This is a genomic window from Haladaptatus salinisoli (assembly GCF_020614375.1).
Classification (GTDB): Archaea; Halobacteriota; Halobacteria; order Halobacteriales; family Haladaptataceae; genus Haladaptatus; species Haladaptatus salinisoli.
The window spans coordinates 1091978-1103981 of the sequence record NZ_CP085327.1 but is presented as its reverse complement, the minus strand read 5'-3'; the positions used below and the strand labels follow the sequence as shown (position 1 = coordinate 1103981).

Genomic DNA, 12004 nt, shown 5'->3' with positions numbered 1-12004 from the left:
CCGAATGAGTACGCTGGTGGTGTGCGTCGACCGAAACAACGACATCGGGCGTAAGACGGGACTGGAGATGCCCGTCGCCGGGTGGGAGGCGGTTCGGTCGCTCGCCACCGACGTGGGGCTCGAAGACCCGGAGGACTCGAGCGTCAACTGTCTGCTCGAAGCCCTCCGCGTCGCCCGCGACCTGCGGGACGAGGACGAGGAGACGACGGTGGCGGTCATCTCCGGCACCGCCGAGACGCGGGTGGGCGCGGACCGCGCGGTGGCCGCGCAGACGGACGAACTCGTGGCGGAGCTCGACCCCGACTCGGCCATCGTCGTCATCGACAGCGCGGAGGACGAGCGCCTCGTCCCCATCGTCGAGAGTCGCGTCCGCGTCGACGCGGTCGACCGCGTGGTCGTCCGGCAGGCCCGCGACATCGAATCCACCTACTACCTGCTGAAACAGTTCCTCGCGGACGAGGAACTCCGACAGACCGTGCTCGTCCCGACCGGTATCGCGCTCATCGCCTTTCCCGTTCTGCTCATGCTGTCCGGCCCGGCGCTGGCCGCGGCGGCCATCACCGCCGTCATCGGGCTCTTCACGCTCTACAAGGGACTCGCTATCGGCGATTACCTCCGCGACCTTCCCGCCCAGGCCCGCGACGCGCTGTACTCCGGTCGGGTGTCCATCGTCACCTACGTCGTCGGAGCGGGGCTGTCGCTCATCGGCGTCTTCACCGGGGCGTACCGAGCCGCGCCGATGGACGCTTCCGACGGCGTGCTCATCCCCGCGATGGCGTTCACCTTCGAGAGCGTCCCGTGGCTCGCGGTGGCCGCGCTCACCGCGAGCGTCGGTCGACTGCTGGACGAAGCCATCCGCAACGATCGCCTCCGCAACTCCTACCTGAACCTCCCGTTCGGCGTGCTCGCGGTGGGGCTCGTCGTCCGCGGCTTCTCGGCGTACTTCCTCCAGCAGGCCGAGGAAATTCCTCCCGTCACGGTGCCGGAGATTTCGGTCGGGCAGACCACCGTCGACCAGTTCACGGTAGACCCCGGAACGCGGCTGGCGGTGTACGTCCTCCTCGGCGTCTTCGTCAGCCTGCTCGGGGTTCGCGTGGCATCCTACGTGAGCGGGACGACGCTGGAAGAGGAACTGGTGGAGTAATCGGGGCGCATTTATCCCCCGAACCGCAACCCGAGTTCATGAACCAGCAGGCGTGGGTCAGCCTCTTCTCCGGCGGGAAGGACTCCTCGTGGGCGCTCTACCGGGCGCTCGAAGACGGTCTGAACGTCGAGCGACTGCTCACCGTCCACCCGGCGGGCGACTCGTACATGTACCACGTTCCGGCGACAGACCTCGCGGCGCTCGCCGCCGAGAGCATCGGCATCCCGCTCGTCGAGGTTCGGGGCGACTTCGACGCCGAGTCGGCCGAGGACGCCGGCGAACAGGGCGACAAGGAGGTCGAGACGCTCGAGACCGCCCTTCGCAACCTCGACGTCGACCTCGCGGGCGTCACGGCGGGCGCGGTCGAAAGCGAGTTCCAGACGAGCAGGATTCGGGCGCTCTGCGACCGACTCGGCGTCGAACTGTTCGCCCCTCTCTGGCGGCGCGACCCCCGCGAACTCGCCCGCGAGATGCTGGACGCCGGGTTCGAGATTCGAATCGTGCAGGTGGCGGCCCGCGGACTGGACGAATCGTGGCTCGGTCGGACGCTGGACGCCGACGCGCTGGCCGACCTGGAGCGACTCAACGAGGAGTACGGCGTTCACATCCTGGGAGAGGGCGGCGAATTCGAGACGTTGGTGACGGACGCGCCGCACATGGCCCGTCCCATCGAATTGACGTACGAGACGGAGTGGGACGGAACGCGCGGCCGGGTACGGATTACCGACGCTCGGTTGGGGTGAGAATCGTCGCCGCGAACGTTATCGCTCGTGGAGACCGAGTCGGTTCGAAAATCGGGCGGCGACCGTTACTGCTCGTCCCGTCCGTTCGTAATCTGCGTGTGCGCGCCGATGAGCGCGCCGGCCAGGTCCATGTTCTCGATGTGCGTCTCCTCGTCGATGATGGAGTCGCGCACGTCGCAGTCCCGCACCGTCGCGTCCGAGAAGATGATGGCGTTGTTGAGGCTGGCGTTGGCGAGTTCCGCGCCGTCCATCACGTGGACGTTCTCGCCGACGGTCACGTCATCCAGCGCGGCCGACTCGGCGATGTAGGATTCGCCGTCGAGGTACCAGGCGACGGCGTCGAGGTAGCTCTCGGGCGTGCCGATGTCGAACCACGCCTCCTCGAACGTGTAGGCGTACACCGATTCTCGGGCCTGTAACCACTGGACGAACCAGCCCGGTTCGTCCGGGTTGTTGCCGTCTTCGAGGTACGTCTCGAGCAGGGGGAGGTTCTCGCGAGTGAAGGCGTAGCAGGCGATGGAGACGAGCGTGGATTTCGGGTCGGCGGGCTTCTCCTGGAAGTCGACGACGCGGTCGCCGTCGAGTTCCACCAATCCGTAGGACTTGGCCAACTCTCGGCTCCCCACGTCGTAGGCGGCGAGGGTCGGTGCGTCCTTGGCTTCGAAGAAGTCGACGAAGTCGGCGACGTCGAAGCTGATGAGGTTGTCGCCGGCGATGACGACGAGGTCGTCGTCGACCCCTTCGCGCTCGACGAGTTGGGCGAGCGCCCCGACGACGCCGAACTTCTCGTCTTCTTCCGACGTGTCCTCCACGCTCAACTGCGGTTTCTCGAATCGGCTCTCGGCGAGGTGGGTTTCGAAGTCCTCGGCGAAGCGTTCGTTGGTGCTGACGTAGACGGTATCGATGCGGTCGTCGGCTTCGAGGTCGGCGAAGATGCGGTCGATGACCGTGGTCTTCCCGATCGGCAGGAACATTTTTGGCCGGTGTTTCGTGATCGGCCACAGGCGCGTCGCGTATCCGCCCGCGAGGACGACGGCTTTCATAGCCGCATCGTCACGCCCGGCCCGTAAGTCCTTTTTCATCTCCGCAGGCGGACCCGCTCGAACCGGTACCCTTCCCCGACATTTCGGCACTCGCGCGCCGAGCCGAACGCCGTTTTCCGCCGACGCTCGCTTCGCGTTCGTCTCGCGCATCCGTCTGCCGCGTTTCGCGCTCGGGTTCGCCCTCGCGCCGCGGTGCGCTACTCGTCGAAGAACGCCGCGAGCAGTTCGTACTGCGCCTTCCGAAGGTGGTAGTGGAGCGTCGGCGACGCGATGTCGAGCGACCCCGCGATCTCCTCCGCCGTGCTTCCCCGCGGCCAGTCGTAGTACCCGGCGAAGTAGGCGGCCCGAAGCGCCGTCTCCTGTCTATCGGTGAGGCGGTCGGTGAGCGTCTGTCTGAACTCCTGGGCGGTCTGCGTGGGCCGATCTACCGTGCGCTTTCCGACGAGTTCCGACTTCGGGTAGGTCGCCTGGAACGTGTCCACGACCCTCCGAACGTCCGCGTCGTGCGGCACTTCCGCGACGAGGGACACCTCGCCTCCATCCGCGGTGGCGGACTGGACGGCGGCACCGGCCTCGACCAGTCGCTTGACCGTCGATTCGGTCATCACGGTTTCGAGCACGAACCCCGTATCGTCGGTGTCGATGAGTCGGCACTCGGTGACGTGTTCCGAATCGGAGACCATTTCCTCGACGCGTTGCGGCGGCGCGCCCTCGATTCGCACGTAGTGCAGCAGCTGTCCTTCCGAGGCGGGGACGAGACCGTGTAAGTGACACGTGCAGCCGAGCCGACGGGAGACGGACAGAAACACCTCTCGGGAGTCGGTCACCCGAAACTCGAGTTCGACGGAGGTGTCCGACAGCAGGAGCTTCTTGTTCTTCGCGGCGTTGATGGCGAACCCGATGGTGTCCCCGAGGATTTCGAGGGCGGCCTGCGCCCGCTCGCTCAGCACGCCCGTCCGCGTCGAGACGAGCGAGAGCGACCCGTACATCGTGTTTCCGTACGAGAGCGGGATGGAGATACCCGATTCGATTCCCCGGTCGACCGCCTCCTCTCGAACCGCCCGCGGGAGCAGGTCGGTCTCCCGAACGTCCCGAATGACCTGCAGTTCGTCGTTCCGCATCGCCCTCGTGGCGGGGTCGTCGCCGACGTCCCCTCCGAGCGAGACGAGCGTGTCGAGATAACCGTCGATACCGCCGGCGCGGGTTCGCGGCGCGATGCCGTCCCGGCTAACCTCGCTCTCGTCGATCCACGCGAGTTCGTACAGCCCCGACTCGACCATCCGCTTGCACGCCAACTGCTCGATATCGTCGCGGGTCGCGGCGCGGACGAGTTCGTGGATGACCTCCTGAATCAGCCGGTGTATCTTGTTCAGCATCTCCAGCTCGTCGTGTTGCCGCGCCAGCGTGCGCTCGCGCTCCCGGCGCTCCGTCACGTCGCGAGCGACCCAGACGACGGCGTCTCGTCCGTCGATGCAGGTTCCCAGCGGCGTCGTCCGCGCTTCGAACCAGCGCGTCCCCTTCGCGACCTCCAGCGGGTACTCCATCGTCCGAACGCCGCCCGTCTCCAGCGTTCGGTGAATGTGGGTGAGGAACCGCTCCGCCGTCTCCTCGGAAAACACGTCGTGGAGTCGCCGCCCGACGAGGTCCGGCGGGGCGGCGGCGGCGAGGCTCTCGGTGTTCGGGCCGACCAGCAATTCCCGGTAGCGCCCCTCGTCGTCGAGGAGGAAGGCGACGTCCGGAAACGCGGTCATCAGCGCGCTGATGCGGCTCTCGCCGCGACCGGCGAGGTGCCTGTCGACGGCGCTCTCGATTCGCTCGCGGAGGTCGTCCGCTCCGTCGACGGCGTCCCGGGGGAGATAGTCGCTCACGCCCGCCGCGACGGCCTCGCTGGCGACTCGCTCGTCGCCCGCGCCGGTGAACAGCACGAACGGGAGGTTCGGGTGCTCGTCGCGCACCGATTCGAGCAGGTCGAGACCGTCGTCGTCGGGCAGGTCGTAGTTGCTGACGATGCAGTCTATCGCTTCGGCTTCGAGACGGGAGAGACAGTCCGCCGCGGACGATTCGATCCAGACGGTCATGTCGTCGTGTTCGCGGTCGAACCGCTCCGCGATGTCGGTCTCGTGTTCGACGAAGAGGACGGTCCGATCGCTCGACGTGGCGGGTTCGTCCGGGGAGCTTTCGTTCGCGGCGTCGTGCGTCTGGAGCGGTCGGTCCCCCATCGTAGCGTAGCGCACGCACTCCGACGGGAAAACGGTTTACGTTGTCACTTTCGTCGCGGTAGAAATTTGAACGAGTGCCCCGAAGCCCGTAACATGCGCGACGACGAAACGACGCGCGAGCGAATCGCCGCGTTTCTCCGGTCCGAATCCGCCACGCCGAGCGCCATCGCGGCGGAGTTCGACGTCACCGCCGGCGCGGCGATTCGCCACGTCAAACACATCGCGCGGTCGGTCGAGTCGGGCGGCGAGCGGTTGCTCGTCGCCCCGCCGGAGTGTCGGAACTGCGGGTTCGACGACTTCGACGACCCCGCCAACCGCCCCTCGCGGTGTCCGGAGTGCAAGAGCGAAGCCGTCGAGGAACCCGCGTTTACGATTCGAGAGGAGTGATCGTGTCGCGCTCTCGCTACCCCGTCGCTAGTCGAAACCGAGCGACCGGTTCGAGGAGAGGTCGTACTCGATCGACGACCCGCGCTGGACGAACTCGTAGTCGGGGTCGGTGAGGTACACCGCCCCGTCCTCGACCGCGACGTCGATCGCTTCGAGCACGGCACCCTCGCAGGGTCCGTAGGTGCAGAGCCCCGAGTCGGCCTCGAACAGCGCGCCGTGTTTTCCGCAGACGAGTTCCCCGTCGCGCACCGTCGCACCCTCGCCCTTGTCGAGGCGAACGTCCGTCCAGTGCTGGCAGTAGTTCCGCCACGCCCGTATCTCGCCGTCCCGTTCGACGAGGATGGCTTCCTCCTCGTCGAACCCGCTCCGAACCGTGAACAGCAGGGTCGAGTCGTCCGGAACCTCCGAAACGGCGGCGATTCGGCTGTCTTCCTCCATCGGCCGGGGGTAGCCGACGCGGACGTTTGAGGCTTTTCAATAGTGGCGCGACTCGACCAGCGCGTCGAACGCGTCGGCGAGTTCGCGGGTGACGGGGCCGACCCCGAACTCGACGCCGTCCAGTCGGGCGAGCGGTCGAACCTCCCACGTCGTGTTCGTCAGGAAGGCCTCGTCACCCCGGCGAACCGCCGTGAGGTCGTAGCGCCCCGTCTCGGTCGGAATCCCGGCGCCGTCAGCGAGTTCGAGGACGACCCGGCGCGTGACGCCGGGGAGAACCGGTCCCTCGAGCGACGGGGTGTGGAGCGCCCCGTCGCGGACGAAAAACAGGTTGCTCGTCGCGCCTTCCGCGAGTTTCCCCCGCGAATCGAGCAGGACGGCCTCGTCGGCGTCGGTTTCGAGTCGCGCGAGGATACCGTTCAGGTAGTTGTGGGTCTTCGCGTGCGCGGGGAGCGCGGCGTCCGGCGCGCGCCGGGTTTCGACCGTTTCGGCGGTCGCCGGGGCGTCCCACACCGGTTCGCCGTCGACGCCGCCGCGCGGCAGTTCGGCGACGACGACGACGACGGTCGGTTCCTCGACGGGGCCGGGGGTGAGCTTCCCCGGTTGCACGCCCCTCGAAATCGAGAGTTTGACGTAGGCCTCCCGCAGGTCGTTGGCGTCGAGGGTCTCGCGGACGCGCCCCCGCAGATCGTCGTCGCCGAGGCCGTGGTCGAGCGAGAGCGCGTCGCAGGTCGCCCGCAGGCGGTCGGCGTGGGCGTCCCATTCGAACGCGTCGCCGCCGTACGCGCGCAGGGTCTCGAACGCGGCGTCGCCGTACATGAATCCCCGGTCGCGCACGCTCACCGTCGCTTCGTCGGCGGGGACGAGGTCGCCGTTTACGTGGTACAGCATCGTTCACAGAAGTTCCGAACGAGGCGTTTTCCCTCGCCGGTGAGGATGCTCTCGGGGTGGAACTGCACGCCGACGTGGGGGCGCTCGACGTGCCGGACCCCCATCACGGTCCGGCGCTCGTCGGCGGTCCGAGCCGTCTCGACCAGCGCGTCGGGGATGTCGCGTCGCTCCACCGCCAGCGAGTGGTAGCGCCCGACCTCGAACTCCTCCGGGAGGCCGTCGAAGATACCTCGCCCGTCGTGGCTCACCGTCGACGGTTTCCCGTGGACGACCTCGGGCGCGCGGACGACCGGCGCGCCGTGGGCCGCGCAGAGCGCCTGGTGGCCCAGACAGACCCCCAGCGCGGGGTAGGTCGTCTCCGCGAACACGGGAATCGAGACCCCCGCGTCGGCGGGCGTTCCGGGGCCGGGCGAGACGACGATTCCGTCCGGGTCGAGGTCGCGGATGCCGGCGACGTCGACGGCGTCGTTGCGCCGGACGACGACCTCGTCGGCGAACTCGCCGATGTACTGGACGAGGTTGTAGGCGAACGAGTCGTAGTTGTCGATGACGAGTATCATTTTCGCGTGACTGCCTTTCTGGGTCGCGTCGAATCGTTGGTCGACGTTGGAAGTGTCACAGGTAAAAGGTGCTGGTCGTCCTTCGGGACGTTCGTCGAGTTTCCGCAACGACGGCGTCTTCGAACGTCCCCGGTCGCTCTCTTCGAGCGGAAGCCGACGATAAGGGGGCGGCGTCTCGGAACGCACTCGTGGGAGTACACTCCGGTACGAATCGAGGCGGACGATACGAAGAGACGCCGGACTCCTACTCCGCAGAGAATCCGGCTTCCCGATCGAGCGCCTCGTCGATGGCCCGCACTAACGCCTTCCCCTTCGCCAGCGTCTCCTCGTACTCGCGCTCGGGCACCGAATCGTGGACGACGCCCGCCCCGACGCGCAGGTGGTACTCGTCGCGGTGGCGAACCAGCGTCCGGATGGTGATGTTCAGGGTCGACCGGTCGTCGAACCCGAAAACGCCGATGCTCCCGGTGTACGGTCCCCGGCGGGTCGCCTCCAGTTCGTCGATTATCTCCATCGTCCGGGGTTTCGGCGCGCCCGTGATGGTGCCGCCGGGGAACACCGCCGCGACGGCGTCCGTCAGACCCGCATCGGGGCGACGGCGCGCCGCGACCTCGGAGACGAGGTGCATCACCTCGGAGTAGCGGTCGACGCGGCGGTACTCGGCGACGTCGACGCTCCCGTACTCGCTTACCTTTCCGAGGTCGTTTCGTTCGAGGTCGACCAGCATCGCGTGCTCGGCGCGCTCCTTCTCGTCGGCCAGCAGGTCGGCTTCGAGTTCCGCGTCCTCCTCCGGAGTCCCCCCGCGCGGTCGGGTTCCAGCGATGGGTTCGGTGACGACGCGGTCGCCGTCGACGTCGAGCAGGAGTTCGGGACTGGCGCTCACGAGGTCGACGCCCGGAAACTCCAGCAGCGCGGAATAGGGCGCGGGGTTCATCCGCCGCAGGGCGTCGAACGCCTCGACCGGGTGGACGCTCGCGGGCGCTTCGAGTCGCTGGGAGACGTTCGCCTGGAACGTCTCGCCGTCCCGGATGTGGCGCTTGACCGCCCGAACGCGCTCCGCGAACGCCTCGGCTCCGCACGCGCTCGCGAACGACCCTCGTTCGTCGGTCGGCGCGCCGCCGACTTCCTCGTCCCCGCGCGCGGCCGCCCGCGCGAGAGCCAGCGCTCGCTCGCACGCGGCGTCGTACGTCGCGTCGACGTCGGCGTCATCGAGCCGCGGGCACGCGGTCACTCGGAGCGTGACGCTCCCCGAATCGGTTCGCGCCCGCCACGCCGCGACCCGGTCGTACAATCCGAACTGAAGTCGCGGCAATCCTCGGTCGTCGTCGGCCGACCCCGGTAGCGTTTCGAGTTCCCGCGCGAGGTCGTACGAGAGCCAGCCGAACAGGCCGCAGGGGTACGGCACGTCGCACTCCCCGCGCACCAGTCGCTCGTCGTCCAACGCCCCGGCCAGCGCGCCGAGACTCGGCCCCGGCGCGTCCGTGAGCGACTCCGCGCCGGGGTACGCTCGCAGTCGCGCCGTCGGTTCGACGCCGAAGTACCCCCAACCGGACTGTCCGCCGGTCGTGGCGAGGTAGAACCCGCCGGGGCCGTCCCGCGCTCGCCGATACGCGAGGAAGGGGTCGTCGACTTCGACCCGCGCTTCGACGGGAACCCGCGCCCCCGGCGGCGCGTCGTGAGCCGTCCCGCGATACGACGCCCGCGGTGTGACGACCGCCGGTTCCTCACATCGATTTCGCACGCTCTATCCAGCCCTCGACCCGCTTCGGCGATAGGTCGGTCGCCTCCGCGAGTTCCTCGGCGTCCGCGGTCGCCAGCGCCGCCGAGTCTTCGACGCCCGCGTTCCGCAGTCGCTCGGCGTACGCCGGGCCGATTCCCTTCACGTCTTCGAGGGGACGCCCCGCTTCGGCGGTCTCCTCGGATTCCGTCTCTTCTTCGAGCGCTTCGTCTTCCTCGGTCGCCGCCTCGGTTTCGTCTTCCCCTTCGACCGCCTCGTCGGAGTCCTCGTCGACTTCTTCCGGCCCCGGTTCGGGTTCGGTCGCCTCCGTCTGCGCCGGTTGCCCGGCCTCGGGTTCCGGCCCGGTGGCCTCCGACGGTTCGGCGGCGGTGTCCGGTTCGGCCTCTTCGATGTGGTCCGTCGGTTCGCCCTCGTCCACGACGTCCTCCGTCGAGACGCTCGCGTCTTCCGCGGGGGACTCGTCGGTCTGCTTCACTGCTTTCTCGTTCGTCGCGTCCGGTTGCTCGCTCGCCTCGGTCGGTTCGCGCTCTATCGTCACGCCCGAGTCGCTTCGGCGCGTCTGCGACCGTTCCTCGCCGAGACCGAGCAACGATTTCAGCCGTGTGATAAGCCCCATTGTGAGACAGTACAGAGCCCCTTCACTTAAAGGCGTCTTCGCAGGACGGCGTTCATCCGTTCCACGGGAGCGTTCCGACCGGTCCAGAGTTCGAACGCCGCGACCCCTTGAAAAAGGAGCATCCACGCCCCGTCGATGGTCGTCGCCCCTCGCGCGCCGGCCTCGCGGAGCAGTCGCGTTTCCAGCGGGCGGTACACCGCGTCCATCACCGCGAGGTCGCCGTGGAGCGCGTCGGCGGGTACCGGGGAAACGTCCTCTTCCATCCCGACGCTCGTGGCGTTGACCAACACGTCCGCGTCCGGGAGGAGTTCGGGCAGGGAGTCGAGTCCGTGCGCGCTCGCGCCCGGCACGTCCGCGGCCAGCGACTCGGCGCGCGGGACGGTTCGGTTCGCTATCTCGACCGCCGCCCCGTCGTCGGCCAGCGCGAAGGCGATGGCGCGGGCCGCCCCGCCGGCCCCGACGACGACCGCCGACCGCCCGTTGAGGGGGACGTCGTGGCGTGCGAACGCCCGCCGCGCGCCCTCGCCGTCGGTGTTGTGGCCGGTGGGCGTCGGCGTCGAGAAGTCGACGGTGTTCACCGCGCCGATTCGCTCCGCGAGCGCGTCGGGTTCGACGTGCGCGAGAACGTCCTCCTTGAACGGGATCGTGACGTTCAGTCCCCGAACGCCGAGCGCCCGCGCCCCCTCGACCGCCGGGCCGATCGCCTCGGGTTCGAAGGTGACGTAGCGCGCGTCCAGTCCGAGTTCGTCGTAGGCCGCCTCGTGCATCGGCGGCGACAGCGAGTGGCCGACCGGGTTGCCGAGCAGCCCGTACACGTCCATAGATGCTAGCTATTCCCTCGGACGATTAATCCCTTCCGTCCGATAACGCAAAACCTACTTATACGAGTACGCTACAGGTGAGAAGAGACATGTCTAACCGATTACGACACCCCCTCGTTGCAGTTCTGTTTTCGGTACTTCTGACAGCGCCGTGGATGGTTCTGTGGGCGACCGGACACAAACACGCCCCCTCGACGCTCGGAACGATAGCGATCACCGGAATCTCCGTCCTCGGCGCGTCGTTCCTCCTCGCGTGGGCCGCCGAAACGGCGGAGGAGGACGTTCCGCGCGCGTTTGCGCTCGCCATCCTCGCCGTCCTCGCCGTCGCCCCGGAGTACGCGGTCGACGCGCTGTACGCGTGGGAGGCGGGCATCAACCCCGCTTCGGCCGCGTCGAAGGAGGCCGCCGGGTACGCCGTGGCGAACATGACCGGAGCGAACCGCATCCTCATCGGACTCGGTTGGTCCGCCATCGCGCTGTTCGCCATCTACAAAGCGCGCTCCACGAACGACCCCGCGGTCGAGTACCGAAGCGGATTCCTCGCCGACCGGGTTCGGCTCGACCGCGACATCTCCACGGAAATCCTGTTTCTCTTCATCGCCACGCTGTACGCCTTCTTCGTCCCGTTCGGCGGCGGTATCGGGCTGGCGGACACGGTGTTCCTCGTCGGCCTGTACTTCACGTACATCATCTTCACGCTGAACGCGCCCCACACCGACGAGGAGCAGGTCGGCATCCCCGCCTACTTCCAGTCGTTCAAGAAAAACATCCGGGTTCCCGTCTACCTCGGCATGTTCGTCTTCTCCGGACTGGTCATCTTCACCGCCGTCGAGCCGTTCGCGCACGGCTTGGAGGAGTACGGGAAACATATCGGCGTTCCGCCGTTCCTGATGATTCAGTGGGTCGCACCGCTCGCCAGCGAGAGTCCCGAACTCATCGTCGTCGCCTACCTCGTCAACAAGGCGCGCTCGACGGCGGCGTTCAACGCGCTCATCTCCTCGAAGCTGAACCAGTGGACGCTGCTCATCGGCACGCTCGGCATCGTCTACAGCATCTCGCTGGGACACCTCGGAACGCTCCACCTCGGGCAGAAGCAGGTCGGCGAAATCTGGCTCACCGCCGCGCAGAGCTTCTTCGCGCTCGCCATCCTCGTCAACTTCAACATCAGCATCCGCGAGGCGCTCGCCTTGCTCCTGTTGTTCGTCGTTCAGTTGTACCCGGAGTTCCACCACTACGAAGCGCTCATCGGGTTCAGCGCCATCTACATCGTTCTCGGCCTCGCGCTCCTCGCGATGCGGCGGGAACAGCTCCAACTCCTCGTCGGTCGCGTCTACCAGCGCGTCAAGGGGACCGAGCGAACCGTGGCGGAGCAGGTCTAACGCCATCGACGCCCTTTTTCCGGATTAG

Annotated in this window: 12 protein-coding genes; 4 read left to right on the top strand and 8 right to left on the bottom strand. The window is 67.7% G+C overall.

Features of this window, described 5'->3' with window-relative positions; translation table 11 throughout:
• Window positions 1-4 precede the first annotated feature (4 nt).
• Complete coding sequence (locus LIX00_RS06080; protein WP_227355309.1) at window positions 5-1144, top strand: DUF373 family protein; 1140 nt, start codon at window positions 5-7, stop codon at window positions 1142-1144.
• A 38-nt stretch (window positions 1145-1182) separates the two neighbouring features.
• Complete coding sequence (locus LIX00_RS06075; RefSeq protein WP_227355308.1) at window positions 1183-1887, top strand: diphthine--ammonia ligase; 705 nt, start codon at window positions 1183-1185, stop codon at window positions 1885-1887.
• Window positions 1888-1952: 65 nt separating this feature from the next.
• On the opposite strand, the gene LIX00_RS06070 is transcribed toward LIX00_RS06075, so the two are convergent.
• Complete coding sequence (locus LIX00_RS06070; RefSeq protein WP_227355307.1) at window positions 1953-2930, bottom strand: nucleotidyltransferase family protein; 978 nt, start codon at window positions 2928-2930, stop codon at window positions 1953-1955.
• Between the two features lie 197 nt (window positions 2931-3127).
• A complete protein-coding gene (locus LIX00_RS06065; RefSeq protein WP_227355306.1) occupies window positions 3128-5149 on the bottom strand; it encodes a bacterio-opsin activator domain-containing protein in 2022 nt (673 codons plus the stop codon).
• A 93-nt stretch (window positions 5150-5242) separates the two neighbouring features.
• Between LIX00_RS06065 and LIX00_RS06060 the strand changes: the two genes are divergently transcribed.
• Entirely contained in the window at window positions 5243-5536 is a 294-nt protein-coding gene (locus LIX00_RS06060) for a transcriptional regulator (protein WP_227355305.1), read from the top strand.
• A 27-nt stretch (window positions 5537-5563) separates the two neighbouring features.
• On the opposite strand, the gene LIX00_RS06055 is transcribed toward LIX00_RS06060, so the two are convergent.
• From LIX00_RS06055 to LIX00_RS06030, 6 genes are all read right to left on the bottom strand, one after another.
• A complete protein-coding gene (locus LIX00_RS06055) occupies window positions 5564-5974 on the bottom strand; it encodes a Rieske (2Fe-2S) protein (RefSeq protein WP_227355304.1) in 411 nt (136 codons plus the stop codon).
• 36 nt (window positions 5975-6010) lie between these two features.
• Window positions 6011-6862, bottom strand: coding sequence for an aminotransferase class IV (locus LIX00_RS06050; RefSeq protein ID WP_227355303.1), 852 nt, complete (start codon window positions 6860-6862; stop codon window positions 6011-6013).
• Window positions 6847-7422, bottom strand: coding sequence for an anthranilate synthase component II (locus tag LIX00_RS06045; protein ID WP_227355302.1), 576 nt, complete (start codon window positions 7420-7422; stop codon window positions 6847-6849). The genes LIX00_RS06050 and LIX00_RS06045 overlap by 16 nt, the downstream gene beginning before the upstream one ends.
• 244 nt (window positions 7423-7666) lie before the next feature.
• Window positions 7667-9163, bottom strand: a complete 1497-nt coding sequence (locus LIX00_RS06040; RefSeq protein ID WP_227355301.1) for an anthranilate synthase component I family protein — start codon at window positions 9161-9163, stop codon at window positions 7667-7669.
• Window positions 9147-9776 (bottom strand): helix-hairpin-helix domain-containing protein, encoded by a 630-nt coding sequence (locus LIX00_RS06035; protein WP_227355300.1) that lies wholly within the window; start codon window positions 9774-9776, stop codon window positions 9147-9149. Before LIX00_RS06035 ends, LIX00_RS06040 begins: the two co-directional genes overlap by 17 nt.
• Window positions 9777-9802: 26 nt before the next feature.
• A complete protein-coding gene (locus LIX00_RS06030; RefSeq protein ID WP_227355299.1) occupies window positions 9803-10597 on the bottom strand; it encodes a shikimate dehydrogenase in 795 nt (264 codons plus the stop codon).
• Between the two features lie 89 nt (window positions 10598-10686).
• Here LIX00_RS06030 and LIX00_RS06025 point away from each other — a divergent pair, with 89 nt between their 5' ends.
• Window positions 10687-11976, top strand: a complete 1290-nt coding sequence (locus LIX00_RS06025; protein WP_227355298.1) for a calcium:cation antiporter family protein — start codon at window positions 10687-10689, stop codon at window positions 11974-11976.
• Window positions 11977-12004 lie beyond the last annotated feature (28 nt).